Annotated in this window: 20 protein-coding genes; 8 read left to right on the top strand and 12 right to left on the bottom strand. The window is 63.8% G+C overall.

Annotated elements, in window-relative coordinates; genetic code table 11:
* Nucleotides 1-7: 7 nt before the first annotated feature.
* Both B0G69_RS10145 and B0G69_RS10140 read left to right on the top strand, forming a co-directional pair.
* A complete protein-coding gene (locus B0G69_RS10145; RefSeq protein WP_121316754.1) occupies nt 8-388 on the top strand; it encodes a CbiX/SirB N-terminal domain-containing protein in 381 nt (126 codons plus the stop codon).
* 684 nt (nt 389-1,072) lie between these two features.
* On the top strand, nt 1,073-1,525 hold the full coding sequence (locus B0G69_RS10140; protein ID WP_121316753.1) for a hypothetical protein: 453 nt from the start codon (nt 1,073-1,075) through the stop codon (nt 1,523-1,525).
* A 115-nt stretch (nt 1,526-1,640) separates the two neighbouring features.
* On the opposite strand, the gene cobA is transcribed toward B0G69_RS10140, so the two are convergent.
* The 6 genes from cobA to B0G69_RS10110 all read right to left on the bottom strand — a co-directional run bounded on the left by cobA (nt 1,641) and on the right by B0G69_RS10110 (nt 7,885).
* Entirely contained in the window at nt 1,641-2,396 is a 756-nt protein-coding gene (gene cobA, locus B0G69_RS10135) for a uroporphyrinogen-III C-methyltransferase (RefSeq protein ID WP_121316752.1), read from the bottom strand.
* Nucleotides 2,397-2,481: 85 nt separating this feature from the next.
* Nucleotides 2,482-3,798: a GTP-binding protein gene (locus tag B0G69_RS10130; protein WP_121316751.1), complete on the bottom strand. Its 1,317-nt coding sequence runs from the start codon at nt 3,796-3,798 to the stop codon at nt 2,482-2,484.
* A gap of 20 nt (nt 3,799-3,818) precedes the next feature.
* Nucleotides 3,819-4,781 carry a sulfate adenylyltransferase subunit CysD gene (gene cysD, locus B0G69_RS10125; RefSeq protein WP_121316750.1) on the bottom strand — a complete coding sequence of 321 codons (963 nt, stop codon included), beginning with the start codon at nt 4,779-4,781 and terminating at the stop codon, nt 3,819-3,821.
* 119 nt (nt 4,782-4,900) lie between these two features.
* Nucleotides 4,901-5,647, bottom strand: coding sequence for a phosphoadenylyl-sulfate reductase (locus B0G69_RS10120; RefSeq protein ID WP_121316749.1), 747 nt, complete (start codon nt 5,645-5,647; stop codon nt 4,901-4,903).
* Nucleotides 5,644-6,183 (bottom strand): DUF934 domain-containing protein, encoded by a 540-nt coding sequence (locus B0G69_RS10115; protein WP_121316748.1) that lies wholly within the window; start codon nt 6,181-6,183, stop codon nt 5,644-5,646. Before B0G69_RS10115 ends, B0G69_RS10120 begins: the two co-directional genes overlap by 4 nt.
* Before the next feature lie 22 nt (nt 6,184-6,205).
* Nucleotides 6,206-7,885, bottom strand: a complete 1,680-nt coding sequence (locus tag B0G69_RS10110) for a nitrite/sulfite reductase (protein WP_121316747.1) — start codon at nt 7,883-7,885, stop codon at nt 6,206-6,208.
* A 219-nt stretch (nt 7,886-8,104) separates the two neighbouring features.
* On the opposite strand from B0G69_RS10110, the gene B0G69_RS10105 reads away from it, so the two are divergent.
* The 3 genes from B0G69_RS10105 (at nt 8,105) to B0G69_RS10095 (ending at nt 10,780) form a co-directional block, all read left to right on the top strand.
* Nucleotides 8,105-9,046 carry a CysB family HTH-type transcriptional regulator gene (locus B0G69_RS10105; RefSeq protein ID WP_121316746.1) on the top strand — a complete coding sequence of 314 codons (942 nt, stop codon included), beginning with the start codon at nt 8,105-8,107 and terminating at the stop codon, nt 9,044-9,046.
* 35 nt (nt 9,047-9,081) lie between these two features.
* Nucleotides 9,082-10,242, top strand: a complete 1,161-nt coding sequence (locus tag B0G69_RS10100) for an ABC transporter substrate-binding protein (protein ID WP_121316745.1) — start codon at nt 9,082-9,084, stop codon at nt 10,240-10,242.
* Between the two features lie 277 nt (nt 10,243-10,519).
* Nucleotides 10,520-10,780 carry a hypothetical protein gene (locus B0G69_RS10095; protein ID WP_121316744.1) on the top strand — a complete coding sequence of 87 codons (261 nt, stop codon included), beginning with the start codon at nt 10,520-10,522 and terminating at the stop codon, nt 10,778-10,780.
* A gap of 32 nt (nt 10,781-10,812) precedes the next feature.
* Here the strand turns inward: B0G69_RS10095 and B0G69_RS10090 are convergent, their stop codons facing one another.
* The 6 genes from B0G69_RS10090 to B0G69_RS10065 all read right to left on the bottom strand — a co-directional run bounded on the left by B0G69_RS10090 (nt 10,813) and on the right by B0G69_RS10065 (nt 17,734).
* A complete protein-coding gene (locus B0G69_RS10090; protein ID WP_121316743.1) occupies nt 10,813-11,964 on the bottom strand; it encodes a Gfo/Idh/MocA family oxidoreductase in 1,152 nt (383 codons plus the stop codon).
* Nucleotides 11,965-11,978: 14 nt separating this feature from the next.
* Nucleotides 11,979-13,028, bottom strand: a complete 1,050-nt coding sequence (locus tag B0G69_RS10085) for a sugar phosphate isomerase/epimerase (protein ID WP_121316742.1) — start codon at nt 13,026-13,028, stop codon at nt 11,979-11,981.
* Between the two features lie 81 nt (nt 13,029-13,109).
* Nucleotides 13,110-14,072 (bottom strand): substrate-binding domain-containing protein, encoded by a 963-nt coding sequence (locus B0G69_RS10080; RefSeq protein WP_121316741.1) that lies wholly within the window; start codon nt 14,070-14,072, stop codon nt 13,110-13,112.
* Between the two features lie 102 nt (nt 14,073-14,174).
* Nucleotides 14,175-15,188, bottom strand: a complete 1,014-nt coding sequence (locus tag B0G69_RS10075) for an ABC transporter permease (protein ID WP_121316740.1) — start codon at nt 15,186-15,188, stop codon at nt 14,175-14,177.
* The gene (locus B0G69_RS10070; RefSeq protein WP_121316739.1) at nt 15,169-16,656 is read right to left on the bottom strand and encodes a sugar ABC transporter ATP-binding protein; all 1,488 of its coding nucleotides are present in this window, start codon (nt 16,654-16,656) and stop codon (nt 15,169-15,171) included. Before B0G69_RS10070 ends, B0G69_RS10075 begins: the two co-directional genes overlap by 20 nt.
* A 1-nt stretch (nt 16,657) precedes the next feature.
* Nucleotides 16,658-17,734 (bottom strand): LacI family DNA-binding transcriptional regulator, encoded by a 1,077-nt coding sequence (locus tag B0G69_RS10065; RefSeq protein WP_121316738.1) that lies wholly within the window; start codon nt 17,732-17,734, stop codon nt 16,658-16,660.
* Nucleotides 17,735-18,091: 357 nt separating this feature from the next.
* On the opposite strand from B0G69_RS10065, the gene B0G69_RS10060 reads away from it, so the two are divergent.
* The 3 genes from B0G69_RS10060 (at nt 18,092) to B0G69_RS10045 (ending at nt 20,174) form a co-directional block, all read left to right on the top strand.
* On the top strand, nt 18,092-18,745 hold the full coding sequence (locus B0G69_RS10060) for a protein-L-isoaspartate O-methyltransferase (protein ID WP_121316737.1): 654 nt from the start codon (nt 18,092-18,094) through the stop codon (nt 18,743-18,745).
* A 70-nt stretch (nt 18,746-18,815) separates the two neighbouring features.
* Nucleotides 18,816-19,139 carry a rhodanese-like domain-containing protein gene (locus tag B0G69_RS10055; protein ID WP_121316736.1) on the top strand — a complete coding sequence of 108 codons (324 nt, stop codon included), beginning with the start codon at nt 18,816-18,818 and terminating at the stop codon, nt 19,137-19,139.
* Nucleotides 19,140-19,511: 372 nt separating this feature from the next.
* The gene (locus B0G69_RS10045; protein ID WP_121316735.1) at nt 19,512-20,174 is read left to right on the top strand and encodes a TolC family protein; all 663 of its coding nucleotides are present in this window, start codon (nt 19,512-19,514) and stop codon (nt 20,172-20,174) included.
* Nucleotides 20,175-20,230 lie beyond the last annotated feature (56 nt).

The raw sequence follows: 20,230 nt of genomic DNA, 5'->3' as shown, positions 1-20,230 counted from the left end.
TATCGTCATGGCTATGCATGGGTTGGTTCTGTTTGGGCATGGCGCGAGGGATGGGCGGTGGCGGGAGCCGTTTGAGAGGTTGGCTGACAAGCTGCGGGCCGTGCGTGGCTCTGGCGATGCGGCCGGGCCTGTGATGTTGGCCTTTCTCGAGTTGATGGAGCCGGATTTGCCTACCGCGGTGGGTGGGCTTGTTGCTCAGGGCTGTGATGTGGTCACCGTTGTGCCTGTTTTTTTTGGGCAAGGTGGGCATGTCAGGAAGGATTTGCCTGAGATCATCGAGCGGTGTCGGGCGTTGTACCCCTCTCTTGAGATCAAGTGCGCAGTCGCTGTAGGGGAGGAGGAGTCGGTTCTCGACGCCGTCGCGCAATATTGTTTGCGGCTAGTTTGAGGCTTGTTTTTGTCTTTCTGCGACGCGCTTTTGCGGTGCTCTTAAGGCGTTGGCCTTTCCTTGAATTCTCATCGGTCTATTAGCGTTGCCCCTGTGCGGGGCGGCACTTACTTTCTTTGCATGCCGCAAAGAAAGTAAGCAAAGAAAGCGGCTTTAAACCGCTAATTCTTAAGCGGGTCCCCTGGCTTGGAGGGGGCAGTGGTGCATCTGGAATCTGTGTTCCCGCACACTCCGCGTCAGTGACAAAGCAGTCATTCTTCCGGCGGCGCTGCGCGCGCCGTCGCGGTACTTCATCAACCATCCCCTACGTTTTTCGCCGAAGTTTTTACTCGGCGCAGTGGCTTTCATTCATGCGGCCATTCGGAAATTTCAGAAATGTTGGCTTCGCACGCTCTTTAGCGTGAGCACGCAATCACTATCTGAGTGATACGTTTTAAACTCATTTTGCCGTCAAGACAGCGACGGTCAGGCTTGGCAGTCTGCCTACAGTAGATCCCGCCGGTCTGTGCTTACAGACGGGCATTAGCCTCTGCACGTCCTCTTTCAATGGGCGGGCCGTGGCAAGGAGACTTTCGAGTCTGCCGGTTATGGGTTCTACGCCGGGCTGCCAACCTTGTCACTGTGCCCGCTCACCCCTTGCAAGCGAGTGTCGGGCGATCCAGTCAAGTTTCAGGAAGATCGCACATGAGTAAATCCGCCAAGCATTTTCGAACCGCCTCGCGCCCACCTGTCGACGCTCTCCAATACGAAAAACTCGCGCTATCCGCTTTCGGACTCATCGAACGACAGATAAGCCAGCTGGACAAGCTGGTCACACTCGCAGCATCAATCTACAGAAGCCCCGCTCTGACGCGTGACGAAAGATCCCGCCAGCGGAGACTGCTGGGGCTGCTGATCGATACCGGTGAGGATTACCAGCGAGAAGTCGAGACTGACCTGGAGTTGTATCAGGTCATCGCGCTGGATGCGAAGGGAATTCCTCAAAGCCGAATCACCGCCCGCCGCGCAACAAACCTCCTGGCAAAATCGACGAGGGCGGCATCAGAGAGTCGTAAGCGGATCGGCGCATCCAAGGCCGTGCAGATCAAGCAGGTGCGCTTCAAAACCGCCCCGCGGACCATCGCTACAGCACACTGACACAAGCTCGCTGCGCCCGACCCCAGATGTGAAAAAAGGCGCAATCAATGCGCCTTTCCCGTAGCAAGCGATGTCGCCGAACGCCGATCACTCCGGCAACGCGGGCAACACAAAACTACGCCGCTACCAACATCCCATCCACGATTCGCACCACCGCCTGCCGCGGCTCAGCAAACGCCTCGCCGATCATCAGCAAACTAGGCTGCGAGGCGTCCACCCACCGTTGCGCCTCACCCGCAGCCAAGTCCTCGAGCGTCAGCGTCAACATCCGCTCGCGCTCCGTGCTACAAGCCTCGACGATCGCGACTGGCGTCGTTACCGGCTTCCCGGCATCGATCAGTTGTTGCGCGATCTCCACCCCGCTATCGCGGCCCATGTAAAACACGAGCGAGTCCGCATTCACCTGCTCGCGAATCTCATCGGACCCGGGCGCACGGCTGAACGTCGCCAGCGCCACACTGCGCGACACGCCCCTTAGCGTCAACGACCGCTTCAGCGAAGCCGCACTCGCGAGCGCCGCGGTAATCCCCGGCACCACCTCATACTCGATGCCCGCCTCCTCCAGCGCCCGCATTTCTTCATCGGCTCGGCCAAACAGCATCGGATCGCCGCCCTTCAGACGCACCACGACCTCGTGCTCCAAAGCAGCATCGACGATCTGCTTGTTGATGAACTGCTGAGCCGTCGACAGTTGCCCGCAACGCTTGCCCACCGCAATCCGCTTCGCGTGCGAAGGCGCATAGTCGAGCATGGCCGGCTCCACCAGCGCGTCGTGCAGCACGACGTCGGCGGCGCCGAGCAGCCGCGCGCCGCGCACCGTAATCAGGTCCGCCGCTCCCGGCCCCGCGCCGATCAGATAAACCTTTCCCATTTGCATCAACCTGTTGGTTAGGGCGCCAGCGCCGAGCCACGACGCATCACATCGCTGCATCGCGCCGCCGGCCGCCCCTCGCCGCTTACGCCGAAAACGCCCGGATCATCCCGGCCGCGACGGTGTGGTGGGTCGCTTCGTCGATCAGCACGAATGCGCCCGTGCCCTGATGCGAGTCGTACACGTCGCACACCAGCGGCTTCTGCAACGTCAGCGCCACGCGGCCGATATCGTTCATCGCGAGTTCCTTGCGATCGGTCGCCTGCGACAGCGTATGCACGTCGAGCACTTCCTTGATCGCACCGATTCGCGCGAACACCGTGTTGGTGGTCTGCTTCAACAGATACTTGCGTTGCGTCGACAGCGGCGTGTCGTCGAACCAGCACAGGTCGGCTTCGAGCTTCTTCGCCGGTTCCGGCGCCGCTTCACGCAGCACGAAGGTGTCGCCGCGCGACACGTCGACGTCTTCCGCGAGACGGATCGTCACCGTCTGGCCCGCGAACGCGCGATCCACTGCTGCCGTGCCGCCCACCACCGGCGCGATGATCTCGGCAACCGTTGCTTCGCGATTGGCCGGCAACACGACGATCGTATCGCCGAGCTTCACTTCGCCCGCTTCGACACGGCCCATGTAGCCGCGGAAATCGTCGGCCTGGCTGCCGTCCTGGCGCGCCACCCATTGCACCGGGAACCGCAGCGCCTGACCGGTCGGCACTTCGACCGGCAGCGCTTCGAGCAGATCCAGCAGCGGTTCGCCCGCGTACCACGGCATGCTTTCGCTCGCCGTCACGATGTTGTCGCCCTTGAGCGCCGACACCGGCACGAAGCGCACGTCGGTCAGGCCCAGTTGGCGCGCGAGTTCGACATACGCGTCACGAATCTCGTTGAAGCGTTGCTCGCTGTAGTCGACGAGGTCCATCTTGTTGATTGCGACGATCGCGTGCTGCAAGCCGAGCAGCTTGACGATCGCGCTATGACGCTTGGTTTGCGGCAACAATTGCGCGACGCCGTCGACGAACGTCACGCGCGTCGCGTCGACGAGAATGATCGCCGCGTGCGCGGTCGACGCGCCCGTCACCATGTTGCGCGTGTACTGCTCGTGGCCCGGCGTGTCGGCGATGATGAACTTGCGCTTCGCGGTAGCGAAGTAACGGTACGCGACGTCGATCGTGATGCCCTGCTCGCGTTCGGCTTCGAGGCCGTCGGTCAGCAACGACAGATCGATTTCATCGCCGACGGTGCGCTTGTTCTTCGCGCGCGACAGTGCCGAGAGCTGGTCGCTCAGCACGGCCTTGCTGTCGTACAGCAGGCGGCCGATCAACGTGCTCTTGCCGTCGTCGACGCTACCCGCAGTGATGAAACGCAGCACGCCGAGGTCTTCCGGTTGATGAATACTGCTCATGATTGTCTTACCCCGTGTGCTTAGAAATAACCTTGCTTCTTACGCTGTTCCATCGCGGCTTCGGAGACCTGATCGTCCATCCGCGTCGCGCCGCGTTCCGTGATTTCGGTCACGGCCGTTTCGGCGATGATCTTCTCGATATCGTCCGCATCGCTCTCCACCGGGCACGTGCAGCTGATGTCGCCGACGGTGCGAAAACGCACCTGCGCGTTTTCGCTGACCTCGCCTTCACGCATCGGCGTGAGCGGCGTGACCGGCACGAGCAGGCCGTTGCGGCGCACGATCTCGCGTTGGTGCGCGTAGTAGATCGACGGCAATTCGAGCTGTTCGCGAGCGATGTACTGCCACACGTCGAGTTCGGTCCAGTTCGAGATCGGGAACACACGCAGATGTTCGCCGTTATGCAGACGCGCGTTGTACAGGCTCCACAGTTCGGGGCGTTGCGCCTTCGGGTCCCATTGGCCGAACTCATCGCGGAACGAGAAGATGCGTTCTTTCGCGCGGGCCTTCTCTTCGTCGCGGCGCGCACCGCCGATCAGCGCGGTATAGCCATACTGTTCGATGGTTTCGAGCAGCGTCACCGCTTGCGCGGCGTTGCGCGAATCCGTTTCGCGGCGCAGACGCACGGTGCCGCGCTTAATCGAATCTTCGACGTGGCCCACCACCAGCTCCGCGCCAATCTCCTGCGCGCGGCGATCGCGGAAGTCGATCACCTCGTCGTAGTTGTGACCGGTGTCGATATGCACGAGCGGGAACGGCAGCACGGTCTTGCGATTCGCGCCGATGCCGAAGGCCTTCAGCGCGAGGTGCAACACCACGACCGAGTCCTTGCCGCCCGAGAACAACAGTGCGGGCTTGCTGCATTCGGCGACCAGTTCGCGCAGGATGTGGATCGACTCGGCTTCGAGCCAGTCGAGATGATCCATACGGTTCGCCGTGTTGGTAAGCGGAACGTTCACAGTGGAGTCGAGCGTGGTGCTCATGTCGGGTCCTTCGTTGATGGCCCGGCGAGCGGTTGCGCGCCGGAGCACAAGTATTCAAATCGATCCGGGCGGCGTTCAACCCGTTCAAACCGGGAGCCTGCCCTCAGTGTAGCGAGATATCAGATCGAAGCGTTTTCGCTGCGTTCGACCGGGATCGGGGTAATCGTCGTGATGTGCAGGCCGCATTCCTTCGTATCGCGCGACTCCCACCACCAGCGCCCTGCGCGGCTGTCCTCGCCGGGACGGATTGCGCGCGTACACGGCTCGCAGCCGATGCTCGGATAACCGCGCGCATGCAGCGGATTGACCGGCACGTCGAACGCTTTCAGGTAATCCCACACCTCGGCTTCGGTCCAGTCGGTCAGCGGATTGAACTTGGCGATGTCGCGCGCGGCATCGTGCTCTTCCGTGTGCAGTTCGGCACGCGTCACCGACTGTTCACGGCGCTGGCCCGTCACCCAGGCGCTGACATCCGACAACGCGCGATTCAACGGCTCGACCTTGCGAATCTCGCAGCAACGCTTGCGCAGATCGACGCTCTCGTAAAACGCATTCAGCCCGTGCGAGCCGATGTATTCCTCGACTGCCGCTGCCTGCGGATGAAACTGTTCGATCTCGTAGCCATAGCGCTCTTTCACGCGATCGAGCATACCGAGCGTTTCCGCATGCAAGCGGCCCGTGTTCAGCGAGAAGATGCCGATCTTCACGCCGCGCGAGAGGATCGCGTGCGTGAGCAGCATGTCTTCGGCTGCGAGGCTGCTGGCAAGCTTCACATTCGCGTGACGCGCGGCGATCGAGTCGAGCAGGGCATCGAGGCGCTCGACCTTCGCGGCGAGTTCCGGCGTGAGCGTGGGGGCGTCGCTCATGCTGACGCCTTTTGCAGTTCGCCCGCCTCGCGGCGGCGGAACAGCGGCGACGAATTCACCGCGCCCTGATAGTTGAAGCTGAATTCGTCGAACGCTTTCAGCGCATCGTCGAAGTCCTTGTCCGCGCGCAGTGCATAGGCGTCGAAGCCGCAACGGAACATGAACGTGATCTGATCGCGCAGCACGTCGCCGATCGCGCGCAGTTCGCCCTTGTAGCCATAACGTTCGCGCAGCAGGCGGCCGATGCTGTAGCCACGGCCGTCGCGGAATACCGGGAAATCCACGGCGATCAGCGCAATCTTGTCGAAGTCGGCGACGATATCCGCCGGTTCGCTGTCCGGCGCGAGCCACACCCCGATCTCGGCGGCACTGCGCGACGCAGCGAGCGCTTCACGTTCGGCCTGCCACAGCGCAAGCGGCACCAGCAGTTTGCCGGCCGGCAATTCGTTCACCGCGGGCAGCGCGCCGTCTTCCGCCGGACGCACAACGGTCCAGTCATCGTTGACGATTGCGCGGTTCTTGATGATAGAAGCCATCTGTTCAGTATCCTTTTCGCGGTTACGCGTGAGCCGGTTGACGCGAGGCGTACACACGTTCCTTGAACGGGGCGATGCCAATGCGGTTGTACGTTTCGATGAAGCGCTCGCCCTCGTGGCGGTTTTCCACGAAGGTGTCGATCACCTTGCTCATCACGTCCGGCATTTCTTCCGCCGAGAACGACGGGCCGATCACGCGGCCGAGGTGCGCGCCGGTGGCGCCCGTGCCCTGCTCGCCGCCGAGCGTCACCTGGTACCACTCCGAGCCGTCCTTATCGACGCCCAGAATGCCGATGTTGCCGACGTGGTGGTGACCGCAAGCGTTGATACAGCCCGAGATGTTCAGCGACACGTCGCCGAGGTCGTACACGTAGTCGAGATCGTTGAAGCGTTCCTGGATCGCCAGCGCGATCGGAATCGACTTCGCATTCGCGAGCGAGCAGAAGTCGCCGCCCGGGCACGCGATGATGTCGGTCAGCAAGCCGATGTTCGGCGTCGCGAAACCTTGCGCCTTGGCCTTTTCCCACAGCGCGAACAGATCGCGCTTCTTGACGTTGGCAAGGATCAGGTTCTGTTCGTGCGACACGCGGATTTCGCCGAACGAGTATTCGTCGGCCCAATCGGCGACCGCTTCCATCTGCGTGTCCGTCGCGTCGCCCGGGGCGATCGTGGTCGGCTTCAGCGACAAGGTCACCGATGCGTAGCCCGACACCTTGTGCGGCCGCACGTTACGCTCGACCCAACGCGCGAACGCGCGGCTTTCCAGCAGATGGTTTTCAAACGAAGCGTCCGTGTCTGGCAGCTTGTCGTAGACCGGCGGCTGGAAGTACTGGGCCACGCGATCCACTTCAGCCTGCGTGAGCGTCGACGGACCGTCCTTCAGGTGCTGCCATTCCTCTTCGACCTGCGCCGAGAACTTCTCCGGGCTCAGCGCCTTCACGAGAATCTTGATGCGCGCCTTGTACATGTTGTCGCGGCGGCCATAGCGGTTGTACACGCGCAGCACGGCTTCGCAGTACGTCAGCAGGTGCTGCCACGGCAAATCCTTGCGGATGATCGCGCCGATGATCGGCGTGCGGCCCATGCCGCCGCCCGCCAGGATGTCGACCACCAGCTCGCCCTGCTCGTTCTTCTTCAGATACACGCCCATGTCGTGAATCTGCACGGCCGCGCGGTCTTCCTTCGAACCCGACACGGCGATCTTGAACTTACGCGGCAGCCACGCGAATTCCGGGTGGAACGTCGACCATTGGCGCAGGATTTCCGCCCAGGGACGCGGATCGACGACTTCGTCGGGCGCGACGCCGGCGAACTGGTCGGCGGTGATGTTGCGGATGCAGTTGCCCGAGGTCTGAATGCCGTGCATTTGCACCGCGGCGAGCTTGCGCAGAATTTCCGGCGTTTCTTCGAGCTTGATCCAGTTGTACTGGATGTTCGAGCGGGTCGAGAAATGGCCGTAGCCGCGGTCATGTTCACGCGCGATCTGCGCGAGCACGCGCATCTGGTCGCTGCGCAGGTTGCCGTACGGAATCGCGATACGGTGCATGTACGCGTGGCGCTGGTAGTACAGGCCGTTCTGCAGGCGCAGCGGACGAAACTTCTCTTCGCTCAATTCGCCCGACAAGCGGCGGCGAACCTGATCGGCGTATTGCGCGACCCGTTCATCGACGATGGTCTGGTCGTACTGATCGTATTGGTACATTCGGGGACCCCAATTTTTGGCGTGACACACGGCGGTCCGGTTCCGCCGCGCCTTGCATATCTGTCTTGGTCAGCAACCGCAAACGAGCGTTTAGACCCATCTCTCATTTGCTTATGACAAATACAGATATCCATATTGAAAAAGATGGACAGATCGTAATAAACTCGCCTTATATTTCAAACGACTAAAAAATTCTTTTTATATGCGGAGAGGTTATATATGAACCTGCATCAATTCCGCTTCGTCCGCGAGGCTGTGCGGCAGAATTTCAACCTCACCGAGGCCGCGAAGGCGCTGTTTACCAGCCAGCCGGGCGTTTCCAAGGCGATCATCGAGCTCGAGGACGAGCTGGGCGTCGAAATCTTCACGCGGCACGGCAAGCGCGTGCGCTCGCTGACCGAGCCGGGACGCATCATTTTGCAGTCGGTCGAGAAGATCCTCCAGGAAGTCGAGAGCTTAAAGCGGGTCGGTAAAGATTACGCGGCGCAGGATCAGGGCAATCTCGTCATCGCCGCGACTCATACCCAGGCGCGCTACTCGCTGCCGGCCGCGATCGCCGAGTTCAAGAAACGCTTCCCCAAAGTCCACCTTTCAATCCTGCAAGGCAGCCCGACCCAGGTCGCCGAAATGGTGCTGCACGACCAGGCCGATCTCGCGATCGCCACCGAAGCGATCGCCAACTATAAGGAACTGGTGTCGCTGCCCTGCTTCCAGTGGCACCACATCGCGGTCATGCAGCCGGATCATCCGCTGCTCGACCGCAAACTTTTGGCGCTGGATGATCTGACCCAGTATCCGCTGATTACGTACGACAATGCGTTCGCCGGCCGCACCAAGATCAACGAGGCGTTCCGTCTACGCGGGCTGCATCCAGACATCGTGCTTGAGGCGATCGACGCCGACGTGATCAAGACCTATGTGGAACTGGGCCTTGGCGTCGGCATCATGGCGGATATCGCGTTCAACGCCGAGCGCGACCGCCATTTGCGCGCAATGCCGGTTGGGCACCTGTTCGGCAGCAACGTGACGCGGGTCGCGCTCAAACAAGGCGCCTATCTGCGCAGCTATGTGTACACGCTCGTCGAACTGCTATCGCCGAGCATGAACCGCAAGCTGATCGAACAGGCGCTCAAGGGCGAACACGAAACCTACGAACTTTGATATCACCCTGCTTCCTGCTACGGAGACCCTTCTCGATGAAGTCGCATAACAACAAACTTCGCGGCATCGCCGCTCTCGGCGCGCTATTGCTCGCCACCGCAGCCCATGCCGAGCTCAAGGTCGGCATCGATCTGTCGAGCACGGGTCCTGCGGCCGTGATCGGCATTACCAGCAAGAACGCGATGCTGATGTGGCCCGCGACGATCGCCGGCCAGAAAGCCGACTACATCTTCCTCGACGACGCATCCGACCCGGGCGCGGCTGTGCGCAACATCCGCAAGCTGATCAACGAGGACCACGTGGACGTGATCGTCGGCCCGAACATCACGCCGGCCGCGATGGCCGCGCTCGATCCGGTCGCCGAAAGCCAGACGCCGATGATCACGCTGATCGGCTCGGCCAGCGTGGTCGAGCCGCAGGAAGGCAAGAAGGTGTGGGCCTACAAGATGGCGCAGACCGACGGCGCGATGGCCGACGTGATGACGCGCTACATGGCCAATCACAACGTGAAGACGGTAGGCTTCATCGGGTTCGCTGACGGCTACGGCGAGAGCTGGCTCAACGAGTTCAGCAAGTTCGCGGCGCTGCGCCATATCCAGCTGGTTGCGACCGAGCGCTATAACCGCACGGACGCGAGCGTCACCGGGCAGATTCTCAAGCTGATGGCCGCGAAGCCCGATGCGATCCTGATCGCCGGGGCCGGTACGCCGACGGTGCTGCCGCAGCGCACGCTGATCGAACGCGGCTACAAGGGGCCGATTTACCAGACGCACGGCATCGCCACGCCCGAGTTCATCAAGCTGGGCGGCAAGGACGTCGATGGCACGCTGTTCCCGACCCAGCCGGTGGTGGTCGCGCGCACGCTGCCGGCCGATCATCCGGCGAAGAAAGCGGCGCTCGCCTTCACCAACGAGTATGAAGCGAAGTACGGCGCAGGCAGCGTGACCCAGTTCGCGGGCGACGCGGCAGGCGTCTATCCGCGTTTGCAGGACGCGGTAGCGCGCGCGCTGAAGACCGCGCAGCCGGGCACGCCGGCGTTCCGCGTCGCGTTGCGCGACGAATTGGAGCATGCGCATGAACTGGTGGTGCCGAACGGTGTGGTGAACACGAGCCCGAAGGACCACGTCGGTCTGGATCAGCGCGCGAGCGTGATGGGCACCATCAAGAACGGCAAGTTTGTTTATTTGAGCCAGTAAGCAAACGGAAACGCCCGTGCGACGTCGAGCGCCGTGCCGGCTACCTTCGACTTGACGGCAGCCTGCGTGAGCGCGCGCAGCGAGCCAGTCGACGCCAAGCTGTTCGACGCTGGTGGTCGCGCCGGTGGTTTATACGGTGCTGGAGGATCGGGCGGATTGGTTGCGGGCGGTGTTCCGGCGTAAGGGGTAGCCAGGCGCTCAGGCGCTGACGCCATGCCGCGCGGCGTCGGCGAAATTGTTAAAGTAGCAGTCTCTCCCCGATCAGCAGTCCCACACCATGCGCACCACCCGAGCCATCCACGCCGTCGAACGGCTGAAAGCGCGCAGCGGCAATCCGCTGTTCGCCGCGATCAGCCTGTCCGGCGGCCTGTTCTATCTGGTCGACAAATCGAGCGGCTCCGACAAGAAAGTCTCCGACCCGTTGACACTCGACGACTTCGTCAAGTTCGTCGACGCGTACGGTCCGCAGAAACCACGCAAGGCTAGCAAGCTCGATATCGCGTTCGAAGAGCAGATCAAGAAGAGTAAGGGCGGCTAAGCGGCCCCCTCCGCTTTAACGCCCCCTTCGCTTTACGCCCCTTCAATCTCGCGCCACTGCCCATCCGCCGCGCTACTCGCGAGCACGGCATCGATGAAGCGCAGCCCCGCGACACCATCGTCCACCGTCGTCAGCAGCCGGCTTTCGGCAGGCAACGTGCGGCCTTCGTCCAGCGCTTCGATCTGCAACGCCGCATCCTTGTACAACTGCGCGAACGCTTCCAGATAACCTTCGGGATGGCCCGAGGGCACGCGCGTCGCGTGCGCGGCGAGCGCGCTTTGCACCCGCCCTCGCGTCAGTCGCTGCGCCAGCCCGCCTAACGGCGTGAGCCACAATTCGTTCGGCTGCTCCTGATCGAATGCGAGGCCGGCCTTCGTTCCATACACCCGCAGACGCAGCGCATTCTCCGCGCCGCTCGCCACCTGGCTCGCCCACAACATGCCGCGCGCGCCGTTCGCGTAACGCAGCATCGCCTGCACGTGATCGTCGATGCGGCGTCCCGGCACGAACGTGTGCAATTCTGCCGACAGCGCCCGCGGCGTCATCCCCGTGACGAAGGACGCGAGGTGATACGCATGCGTGCCGATATCGCCGAGACAGCCCGCTGGTCCCGCCAGCGACGGGTCCGTGCGCCAGCCGGCCTGTTTGTTCGCGCCGCCCGTCTCGACCGGTTCGGCCAGCCAGTCTTGCGCGTATTCGACCTGCACCACGCGAATCTCACCCAGCTCGCCGCGCTCGACCAGTTCGCGCGCATGACGCACCATGGGATAGCCGGAGTATGTGTGCGTCAGCGCGAAGAGCTTGCGTTTGTCGCGTGCGAGCTTCGCGAGCGCTTCGCCTTCGGCGAGTGAAATCGCCAGTGGCTTGTCGCATATCACGTGAATGCCCGCTTCGAGGAACGCCGTCGCCACCGGTGCATGCAGATGGTTCGGCGTGACGATTGCGACCGCGTCGATGCCGTCGTCGCGGGCGGCTTCGGCGCGCGCCATCTCGCGCCAGTCCGCATAGCTGCGCGCGATGCCCGCCTCGGCGGCGCTCGCCTGCGCGCGCTGCGGGTCGGACGACAATGCGCCCGCCACCAGTTCGAAACGATCGTCGAGCCGCGCCGCGATCCGATGCACCGCGCCGATGAACGCGCCCTGCCCGCCGCCGACCATGCCCAATCCAAGCCTTCTGTGTGGCATCGCGTTACTCCCCATCAAAGCCCCAGCACACGCTTCACCTGCGCATCGTCCACGCCACTCCCGGCAAAATCATCAAACGCATGCTCGGCCACGCGAATGATGTGCCGGCGAATGAACTCCGCGCCTTCACGCGCGCCGTCGTGCGGATGCTTCAGCGCGCACTCCCATTCGAGCACGGCCCAGCCGGAGAAATCGAATTGCGCCATCTTCGAGAAGATCGCGCCGAAGTCGATCTGGCCGTCGCCGAGCGAGCGGAAACGCCCCGCCCGTTCGACCCAGCCGCTATATCCGCCATACACGCCCTGCTTGCCGTTTGGCCGAAACTCCGCATCCTTCACATGGAACGCCTTGATGCGCTCGTGATAGATGTCGATGAACGCAAGGTAGTCGAGCTGCTGCAAAACGAAATGGCTCGGATCGTAGAGGATGTTCGCACGCGCGTGCTGCCTGAGCGCGTCGAGAAAGCGCTCGAACGTCACGCCGTCGTGCAGGTCCTCGCCCGGATGCAATTCGTAGCAGACATCCACGCCGGCCTCATCGAACGCATCGAGAATCGGCGTCCAGCGGCGCGCGAGTTCATCGAAGGCAGCTTCGACGAGGCCTGCCGGACGCTGCGGCCACGGGTACAGATATGGCCACGCCAGCGCGCCGGAAAACGACACGTGCGTGTTCAGGCCCAAGCGCTGCGACGCCTTCGCCGCAAGCTTCAGCTGGTCGATCGCCCACTGCGTACGCGCGGCAGGATCGCCGCGCACCTGCGGCGCGGCGAAGCCGTCGAACAGCGCGTCGTACGCCGGATGCACGGCGACCAGTTGCCCCTGCAGATGCGTCGACAGTTCGGTGATCGTCACGCCCGCATTGTCCGCGGTCTCGCGCAACTCGTCGCAATAGGCCTGGCTCGCGGCCGCCTGCTCCAGATCGATCAGGCGCGCGTCGCACGGCACCTGAATGCCCTTGAAGCCGAGACCCGCGGCCCAACCCGCCAGATGCGCGAGATTGTCGAACGGCACCTCGTCGCCCATGAACTGGGCCAGAAAAATCGCCGGCCCTTTGATGGTTTTCATCGTACGGTTCCTCGAACGATCATGCGCTCGCCGTGCATGTGCTGCAAAACCACGGCGAGCGCGCTGACTCAGCACTCACGCTCAGAACGGCGAGTCCGGAAAGTAGAACTGCTGCGCGTTTTCCTTCGTGATCAGCACCGACGGAATGATCGTCGTCGCCGGCAACTTGTCGCCCTTCAAACGCGCTTCGGCGGTGAGCTTGATCGCGTCGTAGATGAATTTCGGCGAGTACGACACGTCGGCCTTGATCATCGGCGCGCCGTCCATCACGTTCTTCACCATGCCCTTCGAGCCCGCGCCGCCGAACACGATCTTGATGTCGGTGCGCTTGGCCTGATCGATCGCCTTGATGACGCCGACCGCCATGTCGTCGTCGGCGGCCCAAACGGCGTCGATGTGCTTGAAGCGCGTCAGGTAGTCCTGCATCACCTTGAACGCGTCGTCGCGATTCCAGTTCGCGTACTTGCCATCGAGAATCTTGATCTCCGGATAGTTCTTCAGCACGCCGGTGAAGGCGGCCCAGCGCTCGTTGTCGAGCGTGGTCGGAATGCCGCGCAGCGCGACGATGTTGCCCTTGCCGCCCAACTCCTTCGCCAGAAACTCGGCGGGAATCTTGCCGAACGCGGTGTTGTCGCCCGCCACGTACGCGTCCTGCGCGCTGGTGTCGGTCAGGCCTCGATCGACCACCGTCACATAGACACCTTTCTTCTTCACCTGCGCGACCGGCTGCGTGAGCGACGCCGATTCGAACGGGAAGATCACGAGCGCATTGATCTTGTTGACCGTGACGAGATCCTGCAACTGGTTCGCCTGTTCGGGCGCGCCGGCCGCGGTCTTGACGATCACCTTCAGGTCGGGATGCGCTTTCTCCAGATCGGCTTTCGCCTTGTTCGCCCACCAGACGATGCCACCCGTGAAGCCGTGGTCGGCTGTCGGAATCGCCACGCCCAGCGTGACCTTGTCGTCAGCACGCGCAACGCCTGCCGTGCCCAGTATCCCCAACGCCAGCATGCCGGCGCCGACCGCTCGAATGACGTGTTTCATGGTTGTGTCTCCATCCAGTTGGTGAGGCGTTCCGGCGCCCCGATTTTTGGACCTGCTGGTTTTGCCTGCTATTGCCTGGTATTGCAGCTTGAAACACCAAAACTATCGCCGTCCGCGCTGCACGAACGCGACGAAAATAATCACCACGCCCTGCACCGCCGCGTTCAGATACACGCTGATGATGCTGGTCAGATTCAGAATATTGGCGATCACGGAAAGCAGAATCGCGCCGATCACCGTGCCGATCACGCGCCCTTCGCCACCTTTGAGCGCGGTGCCGCCGACCACCACCGAGGCGATCGCCTCCAACTCCCATAAGAGCCCCGTGGTCGGCGTGGCCGAACCGAGCCGCGGCACATAGAGCACGGTGGCGACGCCGACGCAGATGCCGAGCAGCACATACGTGACGATCTTCACGGTATCGACGCGAATCGCCGCATAGCGTGCGACCTGTTCGTTCGAGCCGATCGCCTGCACATGCCGGCCAAACGCGGTGCGATTGAGGATCAGCGCGCCGCCCGCGGCCATCACGAGAAACACCCAGATCGGCACCGGCACGCCGAACAGGCTCGCGTAGTACACCGGCCCATAAAGATCGGACAACGAATTATCCAGAGTCAACGCGCCGCCGTCGGCGAGCCACGTGAGCACCGCGCGAAAGATTCCCAACGTGCCCAGCGTGACGATGAACGGCTCGATGCGTCCTTTGGTAATCAGCAACCCGTGCGCGCAGCCGAACAACCCGCCCAGCACCAGCGCCGCGACGATGCCGATCGTGACGATCGCGAGCGGCGCGAACGTGTGCCCGGCTGCGCCCGACGCGAGCCCGTTCATCAGCCAGATCATGCTGCCCGCGATCAGCGCGGCCATCGAGCCGACCGACAGATCGATACCGCCCGAAATGATCACGAAGGTCATGCCGACCGCGATGATGCCGATGAACGACGTGCGCGTGAGCACGTTCATCATGTTGTCGACGGTCGCAAAATCGCGGTTCAGCAGCGTGCCGGTCACACACAGCAGAATCAGCCCGACGAGCGGCCCGAGCGCATACAGACGATGCGCGACGCGCAGCGCGCGGCCGGATTGCACGGCATCAGTGGGTGCCGGTCGCATGAGCGATCAACTCCTCTTCGGTCAGATGGTCGAGTGTCAACGTGGCTTGCAGGCGTCCCGCGCGCATCACGGCGACGCGGTGGCACAAGCCGATCAGCTCGATCAGTTCGGATGAAATGACGATCACCGCGCGGCCTTGCGCGGCGAGCCGGTGAATCAGGAAATAGATGTCGCGTTTCGCGCCGACGTCGACGCCGCGCGTCGGCTCGTCGAGCACGATCACGTTCGGATCAGGCTGCAGGAATTTGGCGAGCGCGAGCTTCTGCTGATTGCCGCCGGACAGCGTGCGCGCGCGGCTCGACAGGTCGCCGGTGCGGATGCCGAATTCGCCGACCGCCTTCGTCAACGCCGCGCGTCCGGCCTTCAGATCGAGCAGTGGATGCGTGTAGCGTTCGAGCGTCATCAACGTGACGTTGTCCTGCAGGCTCAGGTTCACGTGCAGCCCTTTGCCCTTGCGATCCTCGCTGAGATACGTGAGGCCGTGTCCCATCGCGTCGCGCGGGCTCTTCAGATCGGCGCGCTTTCCCGCGATTTCGATGCGCCCCGCCGTGCGCTTGCGCAAGCCGATGATCGCCTCGAACGCCTCGGTGCGGCCCGCGCCGACCAGCCCCGCGAAGCCCAGCACTTCGCCCGCGCGCACGTCGAAGCTCAGGTCCTCGACCCAATCGGGCACCGCGAGCCCTTCCACCTTCAGCGCGAGCGGCGCGTCGGCGGGTACGGTCAGCTTGTCGGGGAACATGTCGGACAGCTCGCGCCCGACCATCAGGTTCGCCATCTGCTGACGCGCGAGCCCCGCCGTCTCGCCGCGCGCGACGAAGCGGCCGTCGCGCATCACGATCACCTCGTCGGTGATGCGCTCCACTTCGTCGAGCTTGTGCGAGATGTAGATGATCGTCACGCCATCGGCCTTGAGCTTCGCCATCAGCGTGAAGAGCCGCTCGGTTTCGGACGGCGTGAGCGTGGCGGTCGGCTCGTCCATGATCAGCAGACGCGCGCGGCGCGATAGCGCCTTCGCGATCTCCACCATCTGCTTTTCCGCGACGATCAGTTCGCGCACCTTCGTATCCGGCGTTTTCTCCAGCCCGACCTGCGCGAGATAGCGCGTGGCCTCGGCGCGCATGGCGGCGTCGTCGACGAACCAGCCGCGCCGCTTCTCGTGGCCGAGGTACATGTTCTGCGCGATCGTCAGATGCTCGGCGAGGTTGAACTCCTGGTGGATCAGCACGATGCCCTGCGCTTGCGCGTCGCGCGAACCGGTGAAGCGCTGCGCGTGGCCGTCGACCAGCAAGCTGCCGGAGGTTGCCGTTTCATAGCCGGCGAGAATTTTCATCAGCGTCGATTTGCCCGCGCCGTTCTCGCCGAGCAGACCGTAGATGCGCCCCGGCGCAAGTTCGAAGCTCACGCCGTGCAGCACGCGCACCGGCCCGAAGTCTTTGCGGATGTCGTCGAAGCGGATCGCGAGGCTCATGTCACGCGCTCCCGCGAATCACGAGCCGATGCGGCAGCAGCACGCCCGGCACGTTCGCCAACGGATTCGCGAGCCGCTGCAACAGCAGCCGCGCGGCGGTTTCGCCGAGTTCGCGCATCGGCTGCGCGATGGTGGTGAGCGGCGGGTCGATTTGCGCGGCGAGCGAAATGTCGTCGAAGCCGACCACCGCGACGTCGTCGGGCACGCGCTTGCCGGCGCTGCGCAAACCGTGGATCACGCCGATCGCCAGCGTGTCGGACACCGCGAAGATCGCGCTCGGCGCGTCCGGTTGCTCGGATAGCGTGATGGCGGCGGACGCGCCCGCCTGGTAGTCGAGGCTGTTGAGGTTCATGCGCCAGCGCGGATCAGGCGAGATGCCGGCTTCGGTCAGCGCATCCACATAGCCCTGCTGACGCTGCCGCGCGTACAGGTAATCGACGTCGGAATTGATCAGGCCGATGCGCCTATGGCCGCGCGCAAGCAGGTGCCGCACCGCGTCGCCGGCCGCGCGGTAGTTGTCGATGCCGACGTACGGCACGCCGACCGCCGGATCGAACTCGCAGCACGCGACCCACGGCAGCGCGTGCGACGCCTCGCCGAGCGCCTGCTGGATGGTGGCCGGGTCGAGACAGATCGCGCCGTCGGCGCGGCGGCGGCGCAGCAGGTCGAAGTAGCTGCGCTCGCGCCCCGGGTCGGCGCCCGTGTCGCACAGCAGCATGAAGTAGCCGTGCTGACGCGCGACGCTGTCGATGCCGCGCACGATTTCCGCGTAAAAGGGATTGCCGACGTCGGGCACCATGGTCAGCAGCAGCCGGCTCTCGGCGGTGCGCAGATTGCGCGCGAGTTCGTTGACGCGGTAGCCGCTCGCGTCGATCGCGGCGAGCACCTTGTCGCGCGTGGCGGGCCGCACGTTCTCGTGACCGTTCAGCACGCGCGACACCGTCGCGACCGAGACCCCCGCCTGCTCGGCCACCCCGGCGATCGACAGACCATCGGCCGCGCGCAGCGGCCGAATCCCGGGCTGAGGTCGCGCCCCGGACAGGGGTGCCGGGGCCGCTTTGGACGACGATCTGGTCAAGTGAGTTCGCGCCGAAATGTAATCGATTACATTTTTGGGCGATCGAAGCACGAAGCGCAAGGACGGATCGCTAGGGATTAACACGGAGGCCCTCGCGGTTGACGACGCGCCACGTCGGCGCGCGAGCCGTGTGCCGCGCAGCCCGTCGCCCTGCCGGCGAGAACCCGGCTGCGCCCCGCCATTTGGTACAATTCCGCAGTTACCCTGGCGCGGCATGCATCCTGAATCGTTTTCGCGAGGCGGCCGGTCAGAGGCAAAAAGTCAGCGGCGGCGTTGGTCGGGCTCGGGGGGCAAACCCCGGTCGAACCTAGGTCAAGCTCGTCGCCCGCTCGCCAAACCAAACCCGCCGAATCCACCATGAACATCGAGCAAGCGCGTTTCAACATGATCGAACAGCAGATCCGCCCCTGGGAAGTGCTCGACCAGGACGTGCTGAATCTGCTCTCAATCGTCAAACGTGAGAATTTCGTCCCCGCCGCGTACCGCGAGCTGGCCTTCGTCGACTTCGAAGTGCCGCTGCCGGCCGGCCAGCACATGCTGGCGCCGCGCATCGAAGCGCGCGTACTGCAGGAGCTGGCGGTGAAGAAGCACGAAAGCGTGCTCGAAATCGGCGCGGGCTCGGGTTATATGGCGGCCCTGCTCGCGCATCGCGCGCAGCACGTGCTCACGGTGGATATCGAACCCGAACTGGCGGAACTGGCCAAAAGCAACCTGATCGCCAACGGCGTGCTGAACGCCGAAGTCGTGACGGGCGACGCGTCGCGCGGCTGGGCTGGCGCCGCGCCCTACGACGTGATCTGCGTGTCGGGCGGCCTGCCGGTGCTGCCGCAGGAAATCCTCGAACACCTGAAGATCGGCGGGCGCCTCGCGGCCTTCGTCGGCACCGCGCCGGTCATGAAGGCGCAGATCATCACGCGTATCGACGAGAAGCAGTACCGCATCGCCGACGTGTTCGAAACCTATGTCGAGCCGCTGATCAACGCGGTGCAGCCGCCGCGTTTCAAGTTCTAGGCGATACTCACGCTATACGTCGATCCGCACGGCCGCCACGCGGCCGTCATCTGAACTGGATGTCCCGCTGATGCAAAATCTGACCGCTCCGGCACTCGCCGAATGGCTTGCCGACACTTCGCGTCCCGCGCCCGTGCTGCTCGACGTGCGCGAGCCGTGGGAACTGCAGACGGCGTCGATCGCCGGCGCCGTGTCGATTCCGATGCGTGAAATTCCCGCGCGCAGCGAAGAACTCGACGACGATGCGCAGATCGTCTGCGTCTGCCATCACGGCGCGCGCAGCGCCCAGGTCGCGATGTTCCTCGAATCGCGCGGCCATACCAACGTGTTCAATCTGCAAGGCGGCATCGACGCGTGGTCGCGTCAGGTCGATCCGTCCGTTCCCACCTACTGAGCTCACTGCCGCGATGACGCGCCAGCGGGCGCCGATCCGCGCGGCCGTTCTGGCGCTGACGCTGGCCGGCGCGTTTCACACGCTGCCCGCGCAGGCCGTCGGCCTATCCTAGTTCTACGAAGGCGCTCGCCGGCGACGCGCAACTGCAAAGCGCGCGCGCGGCGCTCGCCGGCGACAGCGAAGAACTGCCGCTCGCTCGCGCCAGGCTGCTGCCGCAAGTCTCTGCATCGCTCACTGGCAGCCGCCAGGACACCGATTTCGGCGGGGGCTTTCCCGCTTCTTCCGGCAATAGCAACGGGCTATGTGATCTCGCTCACGCAGCCGCTGATTCACGTCGATAGCTGGTACGGCTAGGCGCAGGGCCAGCTCGCGGTGGACTCGGCGCAGGCGTCGGTTGCGCAGGCCCGCCAGGATCTGATCGTGCGGCTCGGTCAGGCTTATTTCGACGCGCTCTCCGCGCAGGACAGCCTCGCCATCGCGCGGTCGCAGAGGGTGTCGATCGCGCAGCAGCTCGAATCGGCGCGGCGCTCGTTCGAGGTCGGCAACACCACCATCACCAATACCAACGAAGCGCAGGCCAAATACGATCAGGCCGTGTCGCAGGAAATCGCCGCGCAGAACGATCTCGCGGTGAAGCTGGCGGCGTTGCAGCAGATCGTCGGCCACCCGGTCGAGCAGGTGGACGGGATCGCGGCCGGCGCGCCGCTGTCGCCGCCCGTGCCCGCCGATATCAACCAGTCGGTCGATGCGGCGAGCGACGCGAACTATCAGGTCGTGCTCAGACAGATTGCGCTCGCCAACGCGCAGCGCGAAACGTCCAAGGCCCGCGCCGGCCACCTGCCCACCGTCGATCTGGTGGCGAGCCGCTCGCGCAGCAGCCTCGGCGCAGCGGGTGCGGGCAACTTCGGCGGCAATTTCGGCGGCGGCTTCGGCAGCGGCGCGAACACGCTGTCGTTCTTCCACAGCCGCACCGTCTATTCGCGGAATGGCAATGTGAGGATCGGCCAGCCGAGCGGGCCGTTTGTCGCATTCTGAAGACAGCATGAATGCGGGAGCGCCGCTAGCCAATCGCATCATCCAACGCCCTTTCC

Source organism: Paraburkholderia sp. RAU2J (genome assembly GCF_003634845.1).
Classification (GTDB): Bacteria; Pseudomonadota; Gammaproteobacteria; order Burkholderiales; family Burkholderiaceae; genus Paraburkholderia; species Paraburkholderia fynbosensis.
Note: the sequence above shows the minus strand (reverse complement) of the source record. Positions and strands in the feature narration are given on the sequence as shown.